18 protein-coding genes are annotated in these 21,260 nt (G+C 70.1%); 16 read left to right on the forward strand and 2 right to left on the reverse strand.

The genetic code is table 11. The features are described from left to right. Window positions 1-24 precede the first annotated feature (24 nt). The 11 genes from AC3ANN_RS03165 (at window position 25) to AC3ANN_RS03215 (ending at window position 13,156) form a co-directional block, all read left to right on the forward strand. Entirely contained in the window at window positions 25-396 is a 372-nt protein-coding gene (locus AC3ANN_RS03165; RefSeq protein ID WP_488339562.1) for a PadR family transcriptional regulator, read from the forward strand. Continuing rightward, a complete protein-coding gene (locus AC3ANN_RS03170) occupies window positions 393-1,319 on the forward strand; it encodes a permease prefix domain 1-containing protein (protein WP_488339563.1) in 927 nt (308 codons plus the stop codon). Before AC3ANN_RS03165 ends, AC3ANN_RS03170 begins: the two co-directional genes overlap by 4 nt. 54 nt (window positions 1,320-1,373) lie before the next feature. Beyond that, the gene (locus AC3ANN_RS03175) at window positions 1,374-2,402 is read left to right on the forward strand and encodes an ABC transporter ATP-binding protein (RefSeq protein ID WP_488339564.1); all 1,029 of its coding nucleotides are present in this window, start codon (window positions 1,374-1,376) and stop codon (window positions 2,400-2,402) included. Then, on the forward strand, window positions 2,399-3,211 hold the full coding sequence (locus tag AC3ANN_RS03180) for an ABC transporter permease (RefSeq protein ID WP_488339565.1): 813 nt from the start codon (window positions 2,399-2,401) through the stop codon (window positions 3,209-3,211). Before AC3ANN_RS03175 ends, AC3ANN_RS03180 begins: the two co-directional genes overlap by 4 nt. A gap of 178 nt (window positions 3,212-3,389) precedes the next feature. Next, window positions 3,390-4,412, forward strand: a complete 1,023-nt coding sequence (locus AC3ANN_RS03185; protein ID WP_488339566.1) for a LacI family DNA-binding transcriptional regulator — start codon at window positions 3,390-3,392, stop codon at window positions 4,410-4,412. A 107-nt stretch (window positions 4,413-4,519) separates the two neighbouring features. Then, window positions 4,520-5,824: an ABC transporter substrate-binding protein gene (locus AC3ANN_RS03190; protein ID WP_488339567.1), complete on the forward strand. Its 1,305-nt coding sequence runs from the start codon at window positions 4,520-4,522 to the stop codon at window positions 5,822-5,824. A gap of 71 nt (window positions 5,825-5,895) precedes the next feature. After that, a complete protein-coding gene (locus tag AC3ANN_RS03195; RefSeq protein WP_488339568.1) occupies window positions 5,896-6,879 on the forward strand; it encodes a carbohydrate ABC transporter permease in 984 nt (327 codons plus the stop codon). After that, window positions 6,879-7,772: a carbohydrate ABC transporter permease gene (locus tag AC3ANN_RS03200; RefSeq protein WP_488340900.1), complete on the forward strand. Its 894-nt coding sequence runs from the start codon at window positions 6,879-6,881 to the stop codon at window positions 7,770-7,772. The genes AC3ANN_RS03195 and AC3ANN_RS03200 overlap by 1 nt, the downstream gene beginning before the upstream one ends. Beyond that, a complete protein-coding gene (gene yicI, locus AC3ANN_RS03205; protein WP_488339569.1) occupies window positions 7,773-10,010 on the forward strand; it encodes an alpha-xylosidase in 2,238 nt (745 codons plus the stop codon). A gap of 5 nt (window positions 10,011-10,015) precedes the next feature. Then, a complete protein-coding gene (locus AC3ANN_RS03210) occupies window positions 10,016-11,458 on the forward strand; it encodes a GH1 family beta-glucosidase (RefSeq protein ID WP_488339570.1) in 1,443 nt (480 codons plus the stop codon). Window positions 11,459-11,494: 36 nt separating this feature from the next. Further along, entirely contained in the window at window positions 11,495-13,156 is a 1,662-nt protein-coding gene (locus AC3ANN_RS03215; protein WP_488339571.1) for a DUF885 domain-containing protein, read from the forward strand. Here AC3ANN_RS03215 and AC3ANN_RS03220 read toward each other — a convergent pair whose 3' ends face one another. Further along, window positions 13,157-14,398, reverse strand: coding sequence for an amidohydrolase family protein (locus AC3ANN_RS03220; RefSeq protein WP_488339572.1), 1,242 nt, complete (start codon window positions 14,396-14,398; stop codon window positions 13,157-13,159). 76 nt (window positions 14,399-14,474) lie between these two features. Then, window positions 14,475-15,773: an isochorismate synthase gene (locus AC3ANN_RS03225; RefSeq protein WP_488339573.1), complete on the reverse strand. Its 1,299-nt coding sequence runs from the start codon at window positions 15,771-15,773 to the stop codon at window positions 14,475-14,477. 22 nt (window positions 15,774-15,795) lie between these two features. Here AC3ANN_RS03225 and AC3ANN_RS03230 point away from each other — a divergent pair, with 22 nt between their 5' ends. The 5 genes from AC3ANN_RS03230 (at window position 15,796) to AC3ANN_RS03250 (ending at window position 21,232) form a co-directional block, all read left to right on the forward strand. Continuing rightward, window positions 15,796-16,371: a DUF402 domain-containing protein gene (locus AC3ANN_RS03230; protein WP_488339574.1), complete on the forward strand. Its 576-nt coding sequence runs from the start codon at window positions 15,796-15,798 to the stop codon at window positions 16,369-16,371. A gap of 253 nt (window positions 16,372-16,624) precedes the next feature. After that, window positions 16,625-17,875 (forward strand): hypothetical protein, encoded by a 1,251-nt coding sequence (locus AC3ANN_RS03235; protein ID WP_488339575.1) that lies wholly within the window; start codon window positions 16,625-16,627, stop codon window positions 17,873-17,875. A 63-nt stretch (window positions 17,876-17,938) separates the two neighbouring features. Then, the gene (ubiE, locus tag AC3ANN_RS03240) at window positions 17,939-18,712 is read left to right on the forward strand and encodes a bifunctional demethylmenaquinone methyltransferase/2-methoxy-6-polyprenyl-1,4-benzoquinol methylase UbiE (RefSeq protein WP_488339576.1); all 774 of its coding nucleotides are present in this window, start codon (window positions 17,939-17,941) and stop codon (window positions 18,710-18,712) included. Window positions 18,713-18,721: 9 nt separating this feature from the next. After that, window positions 18,722-19,777 (forward strand): polyprenyl synthetase family protein, encoded by a 1,056-nt coding sequence (locus tag AC3ANN_RS03245; protein ID WP_488339577.1) that lies wholly within the window; start codon window positions 18,722-18,724, stop codon window positions 19,775-19,777. A gap of 81 nt (window positions 19,778-19,858) precedes the next feature. After that, entirely contained in the window at window positions 19,859-21,232 is a 1,374-nt protein-coding gene (locus AC3ANN_RS03250) for an FAD-dependent oxidoreductase (RefSeq protein ID WP_488339578.1), read from the forward strand. Window positions 21,233-21,260 lie beyond the last annotated feature (28 nt).

Raw genomic sequence — 21,260 nt, forward strand, 5'->3', positions numbered from 1 at the left:
ACTTGATGTGATACAGTACTTGCCATGACACAGGACGACGCGTTCGCAGCCGATCTGCTGCGCGGCCACACCGACACGATCGTGCTCGGGCTGCTGCGTCGCGGCGACGCCTATGGGTTCGAGATCTACAAGGCCATCCGCGACGCGACCGGCGGCGAGCACGAGATCAAGGAGGCCACGCTCTACGCGACCTACCGCCGCCTCGAGAAGGACGGGCTCGTCGAGTCCTACTGGGGTGACGAGACGCAGGGCGGCCGGCGCAAGTACTACCGCATCACCGACGCCGGCCGCGCCGTCTTCCGCGGCAACGTCGCGGCCTGGGTCGCGACGCGGCGCATCATCGACTCCCTCTTGGCGGTCAAGAGCACAGACCTGAAGGGCACACAGGACCAATGACCGAGAACACCCACATCCACCGCCTCCTCGACGAGGCGTTCCTGGGCGTCCAGATGACGCCCGACGCGCAGGACCTGAAGGAGGAGGTGCGCGCCAACCTCATGGCGCGCGCCGCCGAGCTCGAGGCGTCCGGCCTGCCGCCGACCGACGCCGCGATCGAGGCCGTCGCCGAGCTGGGCGACGTGCGCGACCTCCTGTCGGACGAGACGACGGATGCCTCGGCGGCCCCCTCCTCGTCGGTCCGGGGCGCTGCGCGCCGAGACGACTTCGCCGCTCTGTACGAGCGCTACCGCGTGCGGCCCAAGCCGGGCTTCGTCGTCCGCACCGTGGTCTGGGCCGGGGTCGCCGTGCTCGGCATCACGCTCTGCGTCCTCAGCGCGGTGGGCGTCCCGCCGATCGTCCTCGGCGGGCAGATCGCCTTCCTCGGCTTCGCGTCGACGGCGCTCGGCCTGCTCGTGGGTGACTCGCTCTCGCAGGAGACGACGACGAACCATCCCATGCCCCAGCAGCGCGCGGGCGGCTACGCCCTCGCGACGTTCCTCGCCGCGTTCGGCCTGGGCATCGGCGGTCTCGTATGGGCCGGATCCATGCCGGTGTGGGGAATCGTCTTCGTCGCGCTCGGCGTGATCGCGTCGATCCTGCTCTTCGCGTTCCTGGGCTCCACCCAGACGAACCGCCACAAGGCCTGGACGCGGCACGCGCACGCGCACGAGCCGCCCAACCGGTTCGAGCGGGAGCCCGAGGCCGCCGCGCGCTTCGGCATCTACACGGTCGCGATCTGGATCCTGGCGTTCGCCGCGATCGCGGCGCTCGTCTTCACCGTCGGATGGTGGTGGGCACCGGTGGCCTTCGCTGCCGCGTTCGCGCTCTGGATGTTCGTCCTCGCGCGCATGCTCTTCGGCCCCGACAAGCGGGCGCGCTGAGCCTCCGGCTCGAACCGACTGACAACGACCCATTGAAGGAAGGGATGCTTCGCCATGCCTGAAAACCCCCTGGCCGACGGCTACGCGATCGTCGCCCGCGACCTCGTCAAGGTCTACCCGGGCCGCGGCAAGCGGCCGGCCGTGCACGCCCTCGACGGGCTCGGGTTCCGCGTCCCCGCCGGGCGCGTGTTCGGTCTCCTCGGTCCCAACGGCGCCGGGAAGTCGACCACCACGAAGATCCTCACGACCCTCTCGCGCCCCACCAGCGGCACGGCGAGCGTCGCGGGCTTCGACGTCGCCCGTGATGCCTCGTCGGTGCGCACCGCCATCGGCTACGTGTCGCAGGGCGCGAGCACCGATCCGCTCCTCACGGCGAGTGAGAACCTCGAGATCGCGGGCCGCATCCGCGGCGCCAACCGCCTCGACGCGCGGGCGAGAGCGGTGCGGCTGCTCGCCGAGTTCGGTCTGACCGACGCGGCCCACCGCCCGGTGGGCGCATTCTCGGGCGGCATGCGCCGACGGCTCGATGTCGCCGCAGCGCTCGTGCACCGGCCCCGCGTGCTGTTCCTCGACGAGCCGACGACCGGCCTCGACCCCGAGGCCCGTGCGGCGATGTGGGCCGAGATCCGGCGCCTGTCGGGCGAGGAGGCGCTGACCGTGGTCCTCACGACGCACTACATGGAGGAGGCCGACCGCCTCGCCGACGAGCTCCTGCTCGTCAACCGCGGACGCGCGGTCGTGCAGGGAACGCCCGACGATCTCAAGGCGCGGCTGCACGGCGACTCTATCCGCGTGAGCCTCATCGAACCCGATCCCGTCGTGGTGCGGGCGGCCGTCGCACGCGTCGCCGGACTCCGCGACGTCGTGATCGAGGCGTCGGGCGTCGATGGGGTGCTCGCCGCGCGCACCGACGACGCGTCGGCGGCCGTCGGCGCCGTCATCGGCGCGCTGGATGCCGCGGGCGTCCGCTACGGACAGGTCGCGGCATCCCACCCCACCCTCGACGACGTGTACCTGCACTTCGTCGGTCACACCTTCGGCGACGCACCCGCGGACGCCCCGATGACAGGAGCAGCAGCATGACGGCGCTCGCGCTTTCCACGACACCCGCCCCGTCGCCCGCGGGATGGTTCACCCAGACCGGGCAGGTGCTGCGACGATGGCTCATCGGGTCGATCCGCCAGGTGTGGGGACCCGCGATGTCGCTCATCCAGCCGGTGATCTGGATCGTGCTCTTCGGCCAGGTCTTCGCCTCGCTGGGCATGCTGCCGCAGTTCGGCGGCGCCGGCTACATCGACTACCTCGTCCCCGGGATCCTCATGATGACCGTGCTCTACTCCGGGGCATGGGCGGGAACCGGCTTCATCGACGACATGAACTCGGGCGTCATGGACCAGTACCTGACGTCGCCGGTCTCGCGGTCTGCGATCATCACGGGCCAGCTCGTGCAGCAGCTCGTGCTGAATCTCGCGCAGTCGCTCGTGGTGCTCGGCATCGGGTGGCTGGCCGGCGCCCGCTATCCGGGCGGAGTGGGAGGAGTGCTGGCAGCGCTCGGCGTCGCGACGGTGCTGGCGACGATCTTCTGCTGCGCCTCGACGGCGGTGGCTCTCATCGCCCGCAGCCAGATCGCGCTCATCAGCCTGTCGCAGCTCATCGTGCTGCCGGCGACGTTCCTCTCGACGACCATGATGCCCGCCGACCTCATGCCGCAGTGGGTGCAGGACGTCGCGCGCTGGAACCCCATGACGTGGGCGGTCGAACTCGGTCGGGGCGGTCTCTCGGGGGACTACCCCGCGGCGGGCTGGTGGCAGCTGGCGGGGCTCGTGGCGCTCGCCGCGCTCGCATTCGCGTGGGCGCTGCGGTCGATCCGGGCGTATCAGCGCTCCGTGTGAGAGAGGGCGGGCGAGCGGCGCCGGATTTGTTGGGAAAAACCACGAACCGCTTGCGCCGCTCGTCCGCATCTGCTTATCATCTTCGTCGAAGCGCTTCGCGAAGCGCTTCGACTCCTCCCGTCGGGGGAGTCCGCCAGGACAGGCGGCAACGACTGCCGCCGCGAGCGACGGAGTCGACGTGGTGAAGATCAACGAGGTGGCCAAGGCCGCCGGCGTCTCGATCAGTACCGTGTCGTACGCCCTCAGCGGCAAGCGCCCGATCTCGGCGGCGACGCGCGAGCGCATCGAGCGCGCCGTCCGCGAGCTCGGCTACAGCCCCAACGCCGGTGCCCGCATGCTCGCAGGAAGCCGTACCCACATCTTCGCCCTCACCGAGCCGCTCCGGCGCGACAGCCACGCTCCGACGCACATGTCGTTCGTGCTCGCGACCACCGTCGCGGCGCGCCGCAGCGAGTACGACATCCTCCTCCTCACCGAGGAGGACGCCTCGGCCGGCATGGCGCGCGTCGCGGCGAGCGGCCTCGTCGACGCGATCCTCGTGCTCGACGTGGCTCCCGACGACGAGCGCGTCGCACTGGCGCGATCGATCGACACGCCGACGGTGTTCATCGGCGTGCCCGATGACCACGAAGGGCTCGTGTGCGTCGACCTCGACTTCGACGCGGCCGCCGCGCGCGCGGTCGACCGTGCCGTCGAGGCCGGACACCGTTCGATCGGGCTCATCGGCCAGTCCCAGGTCGCGTACGAGAAGTCGAACTTCCCGCCGCGCGTCCGCCGGGCGTTCGAGCGTCGCGCCGACGAGCGCCGCGTCGCGCATGACTTCCGCGTGTCGGGCGACCGAGTGACCAGCGCCGAGACGACGCGCGCCGCGGTCGCCGAGCTCCTCGACGGGGGAGCGACCGCGCTCCTGGTGCATGCGGCCGACGACGTCCATGCCGTGGTGCTGGCCGAGCTGGACGAGCGGGGGCGGTCGATCCCCCACGACGTGTCGGTCATCTCGGTCGCGGCGTCGTTCGACACGTCCCGCCTCGCGCACCCGATCGACGTCATCCCGCTCGATCCCGAGCCGTCGTGCGATCTCGCCGTGTCGCTCGCAGTGCGCAGTCTGACCCCGGAGCGCCCCGAGCCGGGGCTGCACCTCATCTCGCCCACGTACGTCGATCGCGGCTCGGTCGCACCACCGCCCCGATCCGCCCACTGAACCCTCCCGACGAAGTCGCTTCCGCATACCCGTTATCGAAGCGCTTCGACAATTTCATATCGATCCCACCCTTCCCCGTCACGGGGACCGAGAAAGGAGTGCCGACGATGGCACGCATCACCCCCAGAAAGACTCTCGCGGTCGTCGGCACGCTGTCGGCCGCGGCCCTCGCGCTCGCGGCCTGCTCGGGCGGGTCCGGCGACTCGGCCGAGGACGCGAACACGCTGACGCTCTGGCACTACGAGGGCGAGGACAGCGCGATGGGCAAGGCCTGGGACGAGGCGATCAAGATCTTCGAGGAGGAGACCGGCGCGACAGTCGAGTTCGAGGCCAAGGGCTTCGAGCAGATCCGCTCGACGGCCAGCCAGGTGCTCAACTCCGACGAGGCGCCCGACCTGCTCGAGTACAACAAGGGCAACGCGACCGCAGGTCTGCTCGCGAGCCAGGGCCTTCTGTCGAGCCTCGACGACGCCGTCGAGGAGTACGGCTGGGACGACCTGCTCGCCCCGTCGCTGCAGACGACCGCGCGCTACGACGAGGACGGCATCATGGGCTCGGGCTCGTGGTACGGCATCCCGAACTACGGCGAGTTCGTCACCGTCTACTACAACAAGGACATGTTCGCGGCCGCCGGTCTCGAGGTGCCCACGACGTACGACGAGTTCGTCGGCGTGCTCGACGCGTTCGCCGCGCAGGGCATCACGCCGCTCGCCGAGGCGGGCGCCGAGTACCCGCTCGGGCAGCTCTGGTACCAGCTGGCGCTGACGCAGGCCGACCGGCAGTTCGTGAACGACTACCAGCTGTACGAGAACCCGGTCGACTGGCAGGGCGACGAGGTCACCTACGCGACCGAGACGCTCAAGGAGTACGTCGACGCGGGCTACCTCTCGCCGGACGTGTCGGGCATGAAGGCCGAGGACGCCGGCACGGCGTTCATCGCCGGCGACTACCCGATGTTCGTCTCGGGCAGCTGGTGGTACGGACGCTTCAACACCGAGATCACCGACTTCGAGTGGGGGATCTTCCCGTTCCCCGGATCGGAGCTGAGCCTCGGTTCCTCGGGCAACCTGTGGGTGGTCCCCGAGAACGCGCAGAACAAGGAGCTCGCGTACGAGTTCATCGACATCACGATGCGCCCCGAGATCCAGGCGATCATCGGCAACAACGGCGGGGTGCCCGTCGCCGCCGATCCCGCCGACATCTCCGATCCCAAGAGCCAGGAGCTCATCGGGGCGTTCAACGCGATCACCGAGCAGGACGGCCTGTCGTTCTACCCGGACTGGCCCACGCCGACGTTCTACGACGCGCTGGTCGCCGAGCTCCAGGAGCTCGTGAACGGAACGAAGCAGCCGGCCGACGTGCAGACCTCGCTCGGCGACGAGTACGAGTCGTACGTCTCGAGCATCCGCTGACGGACGTGTGACGGGGGATGCCGCGGGCGCGCGGCATCCCCCACCGAACCACCCCATGTGAGGAACCGGTCATGACCGCAGTACCCTTCGTGCGCCCCGCGCGGGCGCGCCGGGCCAAGCTCCCTCCCGAGGAGCCGCTCATCCCGCAGCGCGGGCGTGGCGGTTCGGGCGGCTACTGGCTCTATCTGATCCCGGGCCTCGTGCTGCTGACGGCGGTCGTGGTCATCCCGCTCGTGTGGAACGTGTACCTGACGTTCACCGAGTACCGCGGCATCCGCCCGCCGGAATGGATCGGCCTCGAGAACTGGAACGCGCTGTTCCAGGACGAGAAGTTCTGGACGTCGTTCGTCAACTCGGTCTGGATGATCGTGGCGATGGTCATCGTGCCGACCCTCATCGGGCTGCTGCTGGCGGCGTTCCTGTTCGACATCATCGGCACCAAGTTCGGCGGTCGCACGGCGAGCTTCCTGCGCGCCTCGTACTACCTGCCGCAGATCCTCCCCGCGGCGATCGCGGGCATCGTGATCGGCTGGATCCTGCGCCCGGAGGACGGCGCGCTGAACGAGATGCTGACGAACATCGGCCTCGGCGGCCTCACGCACAACTGGCTCGGCAGTCCCGACACCGCGCTGATCAGCATCATGGTGGTGCTGGTGTGGATCCAGATCGGCTACCCCGTCGTGATCTTCATGGCGGCCCTGCAGCGCGTCGACCCGGAGCTCTACGAAGCCGCCGAGCTCGACGGCGCGGACTGGTGGCAGCGGTTCCGCGCGATCACGGTGCCGAGCATCCGCCCGGAGGTGTACGTCGTGACCCTCACGTGCACGATCGCGGCGCTCAAGGTCTTCGGACCCGTCTACGTCCTGACGCGCGGCGGACCCGGCACGTCGACGATCGTGCCCGCCTACTACGCGTACAGCGAGTTCTTCCAGGCCCAGCAGGTGGGCTACGGCGCCACGATCGCGACAGCCCTGACCGTGGTGATCGCGATCGTCGCCGTCTTCTTCATCCGGGCGCAGAACGCCTCGGAGCGCAAGGAAAGGGCAGGTCTGTGATGGTCGCCCCCGCCGTCATCTCCGAAACGGCTCCCGCGCCCGCGCGCGCGCCGCGCAAGAACACGAGGAAGCGCCCCGGTGGCGTGGACTGGCTCGTGCTCGCCTTCGCGATCGTCGCGGCGATCCTCATCGTCGCGCCGTTCTACCTGATCGTCGTCAACTCGTTCAAATCGCCGGCGGACTACTCCAACAGCGGCCCTCTGAGCCTTCCGACGTCGTTCTACACCGACGGTCTCGTCGCATTCTGGAACCGCGTCAACTTCCCCGAGAAGGTGTGGAACTCGTTCTTCATCGCCGGCATGACCGCGGTGCTCGCCGTGCTCATCTCGGTGCTCAACGCGTTCGCGATCGGCATCGGGCGGGTGAAGGGGCGCACGTGGATCGTGCTGCTCTTCCTGCTGGCGAACCTGCTGCCGCAGGAGGCGCTGCTGTACCCGCTCTACTTCATGGCGAAGGCGGTGGGGCTCTACAACAACGTGTGGTCGGTCATCATCATCTTCACCGTCATCCAGGCGGCGTTCGGCACGTACCTGCTGTCGGCGGTCTACGGCACGTTCCCCAAGGAGGTGCTCGAGGCGGCGGCCATGGACGGGGCGTCGCGCTGGCAGATCCTGTGGCGCGTCATCTTCCCGATCAGCCGCCCGACGCTGTCGGTGCTGCTCATCTTCTTCTTCATCTGGACGTGGAACGAGTTCCTCATCCCGCTGACGTTCCTGGTGTCGAACTCGACGCAGACGGTGCCGGTCGCCATCAGCGTGCTGCAGGGCGATCGCCTCATGGACGTCACCACCACGAGCGCGTCGGCCCTGTTGGGCCTCATCCCGACGCTGCTGTTCTTCCTCATCTTCCAGCGCACACTCACACGCGGCATCACGGCAGGAGCGGTCAAGTAAATGAAGTTCACCGACGGGTTCTGGCAGCTCCGACCGGGCGTCACGGCGCTGTACGCGCAGGAGGCGTACGACATCGAGACCACGGACGCCACGGCCGACGGTCCCGGGCTCGTGGTCACGGCACCGACGAGCGTGATCGCCAAGCGCGGTGACACGCTCAACCGCCCCGTGCTCACGGTCACGCTCTCGTCGCCCCTCGAGGGGGTCGTGCGCGTGCACATCTCGCACCACCGTGGTCGAGCCTGGCACGGCGGGTTCCCGCTGCCGGGCGCCGTCGCCGGCGGAGCGGGCGAGGCATCGCTCGCCGCCGACGGCGGGGCGCTCACCACCGGTGCTCTCACCGCCCGCGTCGCGCCGGGCGCGCCGTGGTCGCTGTCGTTCGAAGCAGACGGTGTGCGGCTCACGGGGAGCGGGAGCAAGGCGCAGGGCTACATCCAGCTGGCCGAGGCGACGGATGCCGCGCACGGCGTCGCCGGCAACGCCCGCGGAGGGCTCGGCGCGCCGCGCTCGGCGACGTATGTCCACGAGCAGCTCGACCTCGGAGTGGGCGAGCTCGTCTACGGCCTCGGAGAGCGGTTCGGGCCCCTCGTCAAGAACGGGCAGACGGTCGAGATCTGGAACGCCGACGGCGGCACGTCGAGCGAGCAGGCATACAAGAACGTGCCGTTCTATCTCTCGAACCGCGGGTACGGTGTGCTCGTCAACGATCCGGGCCACGTTTCGTTCGAGATCGGATCGGAGGCCGTCGAGCGCGTGCAGTTCTCGGTCTCCGGCGAGGAGCTCGAGTACTTCGTGATCGCGGGGCCGACGCCCAAGGACGTGCTGACGCGCTACACGGCGCTCACCGGACGGCCGCCGGTCGTCCCGGCGTGGTCGTACGGGCTGTGGCTGTCGACCTCCTTCACGACCGACTACGACGAGGCGACGGTCACGTCGTTCATCGACGAGATGGCCCGGCACGAGCTGCCGGTGTCGGTGTTCCACTTCGACTGCTTCTGGATGCGCGAGTTCAACTGGTGCGACTTCGAGTGGGACCCGCGCGTCTTCCCCGATCCCGACGGCATGCTCGCGCGCCTGCACGAGAAGGATCTGCGGGTGTGCGTGTGGATCAACCCGTACATCGGGCAGCGCTCGCCGCTGTTCGATGAGGCTGCGTCGCAGGGCTTCCTCGTGAAGCGCCCCGACGGATCGGTGTGGCAGTGGGACCTGTGGCAGGCCGGCATGGGCCTCGTGGACTTCACGAACCCCGACGCGACGGCGTGGTACCAGGGCAAGCTGCGAGCCCTCGTGGCCCAAGGCGTCGACTGCTTCAAGACCGACTTCGGCGAGCGGATCCCGCTCGACGTCGCCTACTTCGACGGCTCGGACCCCGAGCGCATGCACAACCTCTACACGCAGCTGTACAACCAGGCCGTCTACGACGTGCTGGTCGAGGCCCGCGGCGAAGGCGACGCAGTGCTCTTCGCGCGCTCCGCGACCGCCGGCGGGCAGACCATGCCGGTGCACTGGGGCGGCGACTCGACGTCGACGTTCGAGTCGATGGCCGAGACGCTGCGCGGCGGCCTGTCGCTCGCGCTGTCGGGCTTCGCGCACTGGAGCCACGACATCGGCGGCTTCGAGGGGACGCCGGATGCCGCGGTCTTCAAGCGCTGGACGGCCTTCGGTCTGCTCGGCTCGCACTCGCGCTTCCACGGCTCGGGCTCGTACCGGGTGCCGTGGGCGTTCGACGAGGAGGCGGTCGAGGTCACGCGCGTCTTCACCCACCTGAAGATGCAGCTCATGCCGTACCTGTTCCAGACGGGGGTGGATGCCGCGGCCACCGGACTGCCGACGCTCCGGCCGATGCAGCTCGAGTTCCCCGACGACCCTGCTGTGGCGTACCTCGACCGGCAGTACATGCTCGGCCGCGACGTCCTGGTCGCTCCGGTGTTCACCGAGTCGGGCGACGTCGAGTTCTACCTCCCCGCGGGAACCTGGACGAACCTGCTGACCGGCGAGGAGGTGCAGGGCGGCGCGTGGCGGCGCGAGAACCACGGCTTCGATTCGCTGCCGCTGTACGTGCGTCCCGGTGCCGTCATCCCATGGGGAGCGCGCACCGACCGGCCCGACTACGACTACCTGGAGGGTCTGCGGCTGCGGGTGTTCCCGGGCGGCGAGGGCGAGGCATCCGTCACCGTCACGAACCCCGACGGGCGCTCCCAGACGTTCGCGGTCGACCTCTCGGAGGTGACAAAGTGAAGAGCGTGACTTCGATCCAGACGCAGGGGAGCTCCGACTACCGCGACTCCGGTCTCGAGTTCCCGACCGGGTTCACGTTCGGGTCGGCGACGGCCTCGTACCAGGTGGAGGGCGCGTTCGACGAGGACGGCCGCGGTCCCTCGATCTGGGACACGTTCTCGAAGACCCCGGGCAAGGTGTGGAACGGCGACACCGGCGACGTCGCGTGCGACCACTACCACCGCTGGGAGAGCGACCTCGATCTCATGAAGGAGCTCGGGCTCGGGGCCTACCGCTTCTCGATCGCGTGGCCCCGCATCCAGCCGACGGGCACCGGTGCGGCGAACCAGGCCGGCATCGACTTCTACTCGCGTCTCGTGGACGGGCTGCTCGAGCGCGGCATCCGTCCCGTCGCGACGCTGTACCACTGGGATCTTCCGCAGGCGCTCGAGGATGCCGGCGGCTGGCCGTCGCGCGCGACCGCCGACGCGTTCGAGCGCTACGCCGAGATCATGGGCGCCGCGCTCGGCGATCGCGTGCACACGTGGACGACGCTCAACGAGCCGTGGTGCTCGGCGTACCTCGGCTACGGCCAGGGCGGGCACGCGCCGGGCCGCCACGAGCCCGCAGCGGCGCTCGCCGCGGTGCACCACCTGAACCTCGCGCACGGCCGGGCGCTGCAGGCGCTGCGTGCCACGTCGACCGGCGACCCGCAGTACTCCGTCACGCTCAACTTCCACGTGCTGCGCGGGGTCGGCGACGGGGCGGACGAGGCGATGCGCCGCATCGACGGCCTCGCGAACCGCGCGTTCACGCACCCGATGCTGCGGGGCGAGTACCCGGCCGATCTGCTCGAGGACACGGCATCCGTCACCGACTGGTCGTTCGTGCAGGACGGCGACCTCGCCACGATCCACCAGCCGATCGACGTGCTCGGGGTCAACTACTACTCGACCGCGACCGTGCGGCTGTGGGACGGCGTGTCGCCCAAGCAGATGAACGACGGCCACAAGGGCGCCGCGGGAGGCACGGCGTGGCCGGGCAGCGACCAGGTCGTCGAGTTCGTCGAACAGCCCGGCCCGTACACCGCGATGGGCTGGAACATCGCGCCGGAGGGACTCGAAGAGCTGCTCGTGTCGCTGTCGGAGCAGTTCCCGGGGCAGCCGCTCATGGTGACCGAGAACGGCGCAGCCTTCGACGACGTCGTGACCGAGGACGGGTCGGTGCCCGACCCCGAGCGGCTCGACTACCTCCGCCGTCACTTCACGGCGGCCCATCGAGCGATCGAGCGCGGCGTCGACCTGCGCGGCTACTTCGTGTGGTCGCTCCTCGACAACTTCGAATGGGGCTACGGGTACGCCAAGCGGTTCGGCATCGTGCGTGTCGACTTCGACACCCTGGAACGCGCCGTCAAGGACAGCGGGCGCTGGTACAGCCGCCTCGCGCGCACCGGCGTCGTCCCGGAGTGACCGGGTCCCGACGCCCGGCGCGCCTAGGCTGAATCGGTGAGCGTTCCCGATCCCGTCCGCGTCGTCGCCGACGCCTACGTCCGCGAGCTGGCCGAGCACGAACCCGACGCTGCGATGGCCCTCGGTCTCGACGGCCCGCCACTGCCCGACCTGTCGCCGGAGTGGCTGCAGCGCAAGTACGAGCTCCAGGGCGAGACCCTCGCGGCGCTGCGGTCCGCCGGCCCCGGCGACGAGGTGCTTCGCGCAGCGCTCGGCGAGCGGCTCGAACGCGAGCGGCTGCTGTTCGACACGGGGTTCACATCGCGGCTCGCGGCGGGGCTCGCGACGCCTGTGCACCTGGTGCGGTACGCGTTCGAGGGCTTGACGGTGACTCCGGATGCCGCGGGCGCGGCGCTCGTGCGCCGGCTCGAGGCGGCGCCGGCCGCGGTGCGCCAGTACATCGCCGCGCTGCGGTGGTCGCGTGAGAACGCCGGGCGCTTCACCGGCACAGGGGTCGCCCCCGTGCGACAGCTCGACACCCTCGCCGGTCAGGTCGAGGCATGGATCTCGGCGGACTGGTTCGGATCGGTGCCCGTGGCTCCAGGCGTCGCGGAATCGGAGGCCGCGCGCGTGCGTGCCGCCGGCGAGGCCACGGCCCTGGCACTCGCGGAACTGGTCGTGGTGCTGCGTGACGAGCTGCGGCCGGCCGCGCCCGAGGCCGACGGCGTGGGCGACGCGGTGTACCCCGACCTGGCGGCGGCGATGCTCGGCGCCCGCATCGATGTCGACGACACGTACGCGTACGGCTGGGCGGAACTGGAGCGGCTCGTCGCCGAAGCCCGCGCGCTCGCGGTCGAGCTCGGCGGCGCCGGGGACGATCCGGTGCGGGCTGCGGCATCCGCTCTCGATTCCGATCCGCGGTACCGGCTCGACGGGGTCGACGCGATCCGCTCCTGGCTGACGCGACGGGTGTTCGAGACGATCGACGCGGTCGAGCCCGCGTTCGACCTGCCCGCGTCGGTGCGGGACGTCGAGTGCCTCGTGTCGGAGGCCGCGTCGGGCGTCGTGTACTACACGCCGGGAGCGCCCGACGGATCGACGCCCGGCAGGGTCGTCTGGACCATCCCGAGCGGCGTCCCCGTCGCCGCCAGCTGGCAGGAGGTGACGAGCGTCCACCACGAGGGCGTGCCCGGGCACCACCTGCAGTTCGTGCTCACCGCCGCCTACCCCGAGCTGCACCCGTGGCAGCGCCACCTCTGCCATATCCACGGGTACGCCGAGGGATGGGCGCATTACGCCGAGCAGCTCGCCGACGAGCTCGGGCTGCTCCGCGACCCCGCCGAGCGGCTCGGGCTGCTGCTCGGCCAGATCTGGCGGTCGGTGCGCATCGTCGCCGATATCGGGCTGCACACCGGCCGGGCGATCCCGCCCAACGCGCTCGTGGCCGCGGGGGCGTGGACGCCGGAGCTCGCGCGCCGCATGCTCGTCGATCTCGCACTCGTCGAGCCCACGCTCGCCGGCTTCGAGGTGGACCGCTACCTCGGCTGGCCGGGGCAGGCGCTCGCCTTCAAGGTCGGCGCCCGGCTGTGGCTCGAGGCCCGCGCCGCGCGCGAGCGCGAGCTCGGCGACGCCTTCTCGCTGCGCGACTTCCACCGCGACGCGCTGGCGCTCGGCCCGATGGGCCTCGACCCCTTGCGGGCACTCCTCACGACGACCTGATCAGTGCCCCGCCAGGCCCCGGTCGTCGCGCACCACGACGCCGGACTTCATCACGAACTCCAGCGTTCGCAGTGCGCCGATTCCCGCCGTCGGGTCTTCGCGCATCGCGATGAGGTCCGCGGCGAGGCCAGGGAGCAGCATCCCGTACCGCCCCTCGTCGCCGAGCCATCGCGCCGGAGCAGCGGTCGCCGCTTGGATGAGGTCGGCTCCCGCGAGACCGCCGGCCTCCATGTGCTCGAGCTCGCGCACGATCGCGGTGGTGCCCTCGAACGCCCAGTACGGCGGCATGTCGCTGCCGAGCAGCACCTCGACGCCGGCGTCGAGCGCGTACCGGAACGACTCGCGGTGACGCTCGCCCGCCCCCAGTGAGCGCTCCTGCATCCAGGGCGGCACGCCGAGGTCGTCGAAGAACGCCTGCGCGCGGGTGACGACGAGCGTCGGCACGAGCGCCGTCCCGTGTGCGGCCATGAGCTGCGCGACATCGGGCGTGAGCTCGTAGCCGTGCTCGACGCAGTCGAGGCCCAGCCGGACGGCCTCCGCGATGACCGGCGCGGGCCCCGCGTGCGCCGTGACCTTGCGACCCCACGCGTGGGCCGTCGTGATCGCCGCCTCCATCTCGTCCCGCGTCAGCTGCGCTGTGGCGATCTGCTCGTGCTCCCCGGCGATGCCGCCCGAGATCATCAGCTTGATGAGATCGGCGCCCAGTGCCACCTGGCTGCGCACGCCGCGGGCGAACGCGTCCGCGCCGTCGCACTCGATGGTGTCGTCGGTGTCGTGGCCGTGCCCGCCGGTGCAGCACAGCGCGCGCCCGGCGGTTCTGACCCGCGGGCCGGGCACCAGGCCGGCGTCGATCGCGCGCCGCAGCGCGAAATCGGCACCCGACTTCTCGGCGACGCATCGCACGGTCGTCACGCCGGCCAGCAGCGTCCGGCGCGCGGCATCCGCCATGTACAGCGCGAGGTCGTGCGGCCCGAGCGCGCTCACGGCGTCGCCGCCGGGTCCCGGCAGCGACAGCGAGAAGTGGTTGTGCATGTTGACGAGCCCGGGCATGACGAACGCGCCGCCCAGGTCGATCGCGCCGGTCGACACCTCTCCGGATGCCGCGGCCACGACATCGGCGATGACGCCGTCTTCGATGACCAGCGCCAGTCCCTCCTGCGGCTCCGGCGCGACGCCGTCGACGAGCCGCAGGTTCGTGAGCACCGCGCTCCCGCGCGTCGGCAGCGACGTGGGCACGCTCATGCGATCGCGTCCACGATCGGCCGGTGTCTCGATACGCGCGCAGAGCGCGCTACTCGACAACCGCCTCGCACGGCGTTCATGCGATCGCATCCACTATCGGTCGGAACTTGACACGGGTCTCGAGCAGCTCGGCCTCGGGGTCGCTGGCGGCGACGATGCCGGCTCCGGCATGTGCGACGACGGGGATCGTGTCGCGGAACTCGGCATAGCCCCGGGTCGGACCGGCGCCGATCTGCGCGCAGCGCAGCGCGATGGCCCATTCGCCGTCGCCGTCGCCGTCGACCCAGCCGACCGGCCCGGCGTAGCGGCCTCGGTCGAACGGCTCGAGCCGTCGGATCGCGTCGAGCGCGGCATCCGTCGGGGTGCCCGCCACCGCCGCGGTGGGATGCAACGCCGCGACGAGGTCGAGCGACGAGGCGTGGTCGGCGATCTCTCCCGCCACATCGGTCGCCAGGTGCCACAGGTTCGGCAGCTCGAGCGTGAACGGCTCTGCGTCGGCGCGCAGGCCCGTCACGTGCGGGCCGAGCGTGTCGAGCACGCTCTGCACGGCGTAGCGGTGCTCCTCGATGTCCTTCGCGCTGTGCGCGAGGGCCGCGGATGCCTCGACATCGTCGGCCGCGTCGGTTCCGCGCGGGATCGTCCCGGCGAGCACGCGCGCCGTCACGGCGCCGCGCGCGACCGTCACGAGCGTCTCGGGGCTCGCTCCGATGAGGCCGTCCACGGCGTACGTCCAGGTGTCGGGGTAGTCGTGCGCGAGCGCGCGGACGAGTCGCCGCAGATCAGCGCCGGCGGGGATCGTGCCGACAAGGTCGCGCGCGAGCACGACCTTGTCGAGCTCGCCTCGGACGATCGCGTCGACCGCTGCGCGCACGGCCGCCTGATACCCAGCGGGGTCGAGCGCGCCGGGGCCGAGCGTGCCCGACCAGTAGGGCCCGTACGGGATCGGCGACAGCTCGGGTTCCTCGAGTTCGGCAAGGGTCGAGCGGATGCGGGTCACCCATGAGCGGCCCTCATGCCGGCCGACGACGAGCTGCGGGATCACGAGCCGGCTCGTGGCCGTGGAGTGCGGGTCGAAGGCGAGCGTGCCGAACGCGACCAGGCCCGTGCCGGGGAGGTCCACCGGATCGTCCACCTCGGCGCCTTCGGCCAGCCATCGCCACGTATCGGCGGGCGACGGCATCCGTTCCCGGTCGAGTCCGGGCGGGAGCCGCGGGCCGTTCTCGTAGCCGCCGACCGTGCCGAGCCCGACGATGCCGTCGCCGCGGCGCAGCCACGCGAGCGGCTCGTCGGGAGACGTGAATGCGAGCAGGTCGTCGACAGGTTCGATCTCGCGAGTCTCGACCACCAGCTGAGGCGGGCGGTGCGAAGATGTCACCCTTCAACCCTAGACTCGCCGGGTGACCGCCGCCGCCGCCGACGCCGCCCCCGAACGACCACAGCCGGGCGCTCCGGTGCAGTTCCGCTGGCGCAAGTGGGACGGCAGCCCGCACTGGGTCAACGACTGCATCTACCTCGGCGACGACCGCTGGGGCGACTGGCTCGGGCAGCCCGTCGGCTGGGCGAATGTGAGGCCCGGGCGCGTGTACCCCGCCGAGACGCCGGCCGTGATGCTCGTGCCGCCGAGCGGCGATCACGTGGTCACGGTCAACAGCGGCTCGCACCGCGTGCGCATCTACATCGACCTCGCGTGGGACGTCCGCTGGGAGGCGGGCGCACCCGCCGGCATCGACATGGATCTCGACGTCGTCAAGGCGCTCGACGGTCGCGGCCTCTTCATCGACGACCGCGACGAGTGGGATGAGCATCGCGTCGCCTACGGCTACCCTCCCGAGATCGTCGAGCGGCTCGAGGCCCTCGCCGTCGACCTCGAGCGCAGGGTGGGCGCCGGCGAGGCGCCCTTCGACGACGCCACGGCGAACGCGTGGCTCGATCGGCTCGCCACGTTCGACGACTCACTCCGCCGCCGCCCGTGAACTCCCCTTCCGCCGCCAGCGAGTGATCGGCTCGCTGCCGTACCGAAGAGCGTGCCACTAAGGCCGGCGGTGCAAGCTGTCATGCAGCACTGCAGTCCGGACGGAATCAGGAAGAACGACACGTCCCTGAACCGGTGCAACTCGATCCGCAACGCCCCCGGGGAGCCGCTTGACCCGTTCACGCGCGGCGGAGGCACCTCAAGGGGCGCGGTGGCGGTATCCGCCGATCCTTCCTCTAGTGTCTGGACTGACGATGGATGAACTCGCGCTGACAGAGCCATTCGATGACGCCGCGAAGTATTGGGCGCTTCGCGATTGGGGCGTGCCTGAAGAGCTGATCCCGTTTGCGACGTGGCGAGCCACGACAGTCGATGATGTGAAGCTGCCCCCTCAGCTTGAGCTTTCGTCCGGATGGGACCCGGAGCAGGAACCACGCCTGGCCTCAATTCGGCCGCTTCTTCACGCCGGCGCGGGACTATCTGTTCGCACGGCAGCGCCGTTTCGTCTGAGTTGGTTTGCAGATGTATTGCCGCGGATATCCAGTTTGTGGTTGTACAGCGACGATCCCAGCAACTTTGTGGATCCCGAGCTGATCGAAGAAATGAGCGCGGTACGCAGCCTCATCTTGCCCAAGACAGACAGAACGCTGCGGCTCGCTCAACTGCCTGCTCTCGAGGACGTCTCCATCCAGTCGCCGAGTCAATTCGATGCGATCGGGGCACCTCGACTTCGCCGTCTGGATCTGGATGCGGGGGTGCTCCCCACCCGCTTCACCGTCCCGGAAGGGGTGGAGTTCCTGATCATCAGCGCTCGCCGGGTCGACCTCACCGCGATTGGAGACCTGACCGGACTGCGAAAGTTGATTCTGGACGGCGTCTCGACGGTGGATCTTCAACCTCTTGCGGGATCCCAGCACCTGGAATTCCTGCGCGTGTGGCGTGCCCGCTCGGTTATCGGATTGGCGGCGCTCACCACGTGCACGAATCTTGAGTCGATCGACTTCCACAACATCACCGAGGTCGACGATCTGGATGCGCTGAGACGGGTTCGCACCACCCGTCTCAGCGCGGTCGGCGCAGCTTTCGACGAGACGTTCGCAGCTGCGGTCAAGGGAACTCCCGGCTGGTGGGTCCAACCACGCCGCGGCCGAGGGCGCGCCCGGCGAAGGGAGATTTTCGAGATCAGCGAGGCCGGTGAGGAAGTGGAGGTGACGTTACGCGACTTCGGCTGGATCCAGGCCCAGCTCGGCGCCGAGGACATCGAACTGACCAGCGAAGACATCGAATCCCTGATCGCGTTCGAGCTCCGTGGACTCGGCGAACGGTGGCTGGGAGACAGCGGACTGGCGGAATTCGACTCCGAAGCGGAAGCCGTCATCATCAAGCTGCCGAACTCCAAGACCGCGAAGGAGCTGATCAGCATCCTCGACCCATTCTTCTCAAGCCGACGGCGGGTGCGCGCTGTCGCGAAGAAGCTGAGTCTGTGCGAGACGCCCGCTGGCTGAAGGTGGCGTCACCGAGCGGTGTAACCACGGCTCCCGCCGAACCTGCGGCCTAGACTCGGAGCCGTGGCATCCCACCCCTCCGCTGACGAGCCGAACCGCGCCGACCTCCGCAAGGACCCGTCGCGCGTGAGTGGCATGTTCGACCAGGTGGCGGCCGGATACGACCGCACGAACACCGTGCTCAGCATGGGCAACGACCGGTTCTGGCGGGCAGCCATGACGCGGGCCGTCGGTCCGCGGCGCGGGCAGCGCATCCTCGACCTCGCCGCGGGTACCGGCGCCTCCAGCGTCGCGCTCGCCCGCAGCGGCGCGTATGTCGTCGCAGCCGACTTCTCGCCGGGAATGATCGCCGAGGGCAGGCGCCGTCATCGCGGCGTCCCGAATCTGTCGTTCGTCGAGGCCGACGCCACCGCGCTGCCGTTCGGTGACGAGGAGTTCGACGCGGTCACGATGTCGTTCGGGCTGCGCAACGTCGACGAGCCGAAGAAGGCGCTGCGAGAGCTGCTTCGGGTGACCAAGGCCGGCGGGCGCCTGGTGATCTGCGAGTTCTCGCACCCGCCGTCGAAGGCCTTCAACAGCCTCTACCGGTTCTACAACGACCGCGTGCTGCCGGTCGTCGCCAAGACCGTGAGCTCCAACGCCGACGCCTACGACTACCTCAACGAGTCCATCCGCGACTGGCCCGACCAGCCCACGCTCTCCGCCTGGATCCGCGACGCCGGCTGGACCGACGTCGCCTACCGCAACCTCTCGATGGGCATCGTCGCCCTGCACCGCGGCACCAAGCCCCGCGTCGGCCCCGGCACCGAGCCCGGCGCGCCACCGCACCCCCGGTAGGCTGGGCACGTGACTCCGACCGCGCCGGGCTCGCATATCGCGGGCAAGCTGGGCCTCACCGACCGTGTCTTCGGGGGGCCGCGTTCGCGCAAGCTCCAGGCGACGGTCGAGGCGGGCCTCAAGCGCGTCGACAGCGCCCTCGAGCGCGAGCTGCGCGTCACCGACGCGCTCGCCGACGCCACCAGCCGCTACCTCTACGAAGCCGGCGGCAAGCGCGTGCGCCCGATGCTGGCGCTGCTGACCGCGCAGCTCGGCGACGGCATCACCGACGACGTCATCGAAGGCGCCACCGCGCTCGAGATGACGCATCTCGGCTCGCTGTACCACGACGACGTGATGGACGCGGCAGACAAGCGCCGCGGTGTGCCCAGCGCCCACGCGGTGTGGGGCAACAGCGTCGCGATCCTCACCGGCGACCTGCTCTTCTCGCGCGCCAGCCAGATCATGGCCCGCCACGGCGACCGAGCGATCCACCTGCAGGCCGACACGTTCGAGCGCCTCGTGCTGGGGCAGATGCACGAGACCGTCGGCCCTGCCGAAGGCGACGACCCAGTCGAGTTCTACCTCAAGGTGCTGTCCGACAAGACCGGCTCGCTCATCGCGGCGGCGGCGCAGGCGGGCATCATCTTCTCGAACGGCTCCAAGGAGCTCGAGGAGCCCATGATGACGTTCGGCGAGAAGGCCGGCGTCGCCTTCCAGCTCCTGGACGACGTCATCGACCTGTCGGCGGACCCCGACGAGACCGGGAAGGTGCCCGGCACCGACCTGCGTGCCGGCGTCCCGACCATGCCCTACCTCGTGCTCGGACGAAGAACGGACGCCTCGTCCCAAGACCTGCATGCGCGCATCGACGAGGGCGTCGCACGGATCGCCGACGGCGCCGATCCGGCGATCCTCGACGAGCCGCTCGCGCGGCTGCGCGAGCACGAGGCCACCGAAGCCACCCGCGAGCTCGCCCACGCGTGGTCGCAGGAGGCGATCGACGCCCTCGCCCCCGTACCCGACGGGCCCGTGCGCGAAGGGCTCACCCGGTTCGCGCAGGCCGTCGCCGACCGCTCCAGTTAGACACCGACCCTTCCGGTCGCGTTCGCCGCTGCGTTTCGACTCGCTTCGCTCGCTCCACGACCGGTGTTCGAGAGGATCCATATGACCAAGCTCCGGCTGGCGATCGTCGGCGCGGGACCGGCGGGCATCTACGCCGCCGACATCCTGCTCAAGGCCGAACGCAAATTCGACGTCTCGATCGACCTGTTCGAGCAGCTGCCGGCCCCATATGGACTCGTCCGATACGGCGTGGCGCCGGACCATCCGCGCATCAAGGGCATCATCACGGCGCTGCGCGAGGTGCTCGACCGCGGCGACATCCGGCTCTTCGGCAACGTGCGCTTCGGCGAGGACATCACCCTCGAAGACCTGAAGCGCCACTACAACGCGGTGATCTTCGCGACCGGCGCGGTCCGCGACTCCGGTCTGGACATCCCCGGCATCGACGCCCTCGGCTCGTACGGTGCCGCGGACTTCGTCAGCTGGTTCGACGGCCACCCCGACGTTCCCCGCGAGTGGCCGCTGGATGCGGCATCCGTCGCCGTCATCGGCAACGGCAACGTGGCGCTCGACATCTCGCGGATGCTCGCCAAGCACGCCGAGGACCTGCTGCCGACCGAGATCCCCGACAACGTCTACGAGGGCCTCGCCGCGTCGAAGGTCACGGACGTGCACGTGTTCGGCCGCCGAGGGCCGGCGAACGTCAAGTTCACGCCGCTCGAGCTGCGCGAGCTCGGCGAGCTGCGCGACGTCGACATGGTCGTGTACGACGAGGACTTCGACTACGACGAGGCGTCGAAGGCCGCGATCGCGAGCAACAAGCAGGTCATGGTGATCGACCGGGTGCTGCAGTCGTGGCGCAAGCGCGACTCGGTCAACAACGCCGGCGGCACGGCGTCCCGCCGCCTGCACCTGCACTTCTACGCCAAGCCCATCGAGGTGAGGACGGATGCCGAGGGCCGGGTGTCGTCGTTCGTGTACGAGCGCACGCGTCCCGACGGCGAGGGCGGCGTGGTCGGCACCGGCGAGATCCGCGAGGTGCCGATCCAGGCGCTGTACCGCGCGGTCGGGTACTTCGGCTCGCCGCTGCCGGGCGTGCCGTTCGACAAGCGGCACGGCGTGATCCCCAACCGCGAGGGCCAGGTGCTGAGCAAGGACTCGAACCAGCGCGTGAACGGCGTCTACGCGACCGGCTGGATCAAGCGCGGCCCGGTCGGCCTCATCGGCCACACCAAGTCCGACGCGATGGAGACGATCCGCCACCTCATCAACGACCAGGGCACGTGGTGGCAGCCGGCCGACCCCTCGGAGGAGGCGATCCCCGAGCTGCTCGCGTCCCGCGGCGTCGCGTGGACCGACCTCGAGGGGTGGCACCGCCTCGACGAGCACGAGATGGCCCTCGGCTCGCCGCACGAGCGGGCTCGGATCAAGGTCGTGCCGCGCGACGAGATGGTGAGCATCTCGCGCGGCGAGTGATCCGTGGCCGCTGAGCCCGGTCGCTGAG

Source organism: Microbacterium sp. STRO-2N, from assembly GCF_057747775.1.

Excerpts from the sequence above, each read along its gene's own strand:
- AC3ANN_RS03235 (WP_488339575.1), top strand. The coding sequence starts at position 16,625 with ATGGATGAACTCGCGCTGACAGAGCCATTCGATGACGCCGCGAAGTAT.
- AC3ANN_RS03170 (WP_488339563.1), top strand. The coding sequence starts at position 393 with ATGACCGAGAACACCCACATCCACCGCCTCCTCGACGAGGCGTTCCTG.
- AC3ANN_RS03165 (WP_488339562.1), top strand. The coding sequence starts at position 25 with ATGACACAGGACGACGCGTTCGCAGCCGATCTGCTGCGCGGCCACACC.
- AC3ANN_RS03180 (WP_488339565.1), top strand. The coding sequence starts at position 2,399 with ATGACGGCGCTCGCGCTTTCCACGACACCCGCCCCGTCGCCCGCGGGA.
- AC3ANN_RS03250 (WP_488339578.1), top strand. The coding sequence starts at position 19,859 with ATGACCAAGCTCCGGCTGGCGATCGTCGGCGCGGGACCGGCGGGCATC.
- AC3ANN_RS03200 (WP_488340900.1), top strand. The coding sequence starts at position 6,879 with ATGGTCGCCCCCGCCGTCATCTCCGAAACGGCTCCCGCGCCCGCGCGC.
- AC3ANN_RS03220 (WP_488339572.1), bottom strand. The coding sequence starts at position 14,398 with ATGAGCGTGCCCACGTCGCTGCCGACGCGCGGGAGCGCGGTGCTCACG.
- AC3ANN_RS03190 (WP_488339567.1), top strand. The coding sequence starts at position 4,520 with ATGGCACGCATCACCCCCAGAAAGACTCTCGCGGTCGTCGGCACGCTG.
- AC3ANN_RS03195 (WP_488339568.1), top strand. The coding sequence starts at position 5,896 with ATGACCGCAGTACCCTTCGTGCGCCCCGCGCGGGCGCGCCGGGCCAAG.
- yicI (WP_488339569.1), top strand. The coding sequence starts at position 7,773 with ATGAAGTTCACCGACGGGTTCTGGCAGCTCCGACCGGGCGTCACGGCG.
- AC3ANN_RS03175 (WP_488339564.1), top strand. The coding sequence starts at position 1,374 with ATGCCTGAAAACCCCCTGGCCGACGGCTACGCGATCGTCGCCCGCGAC.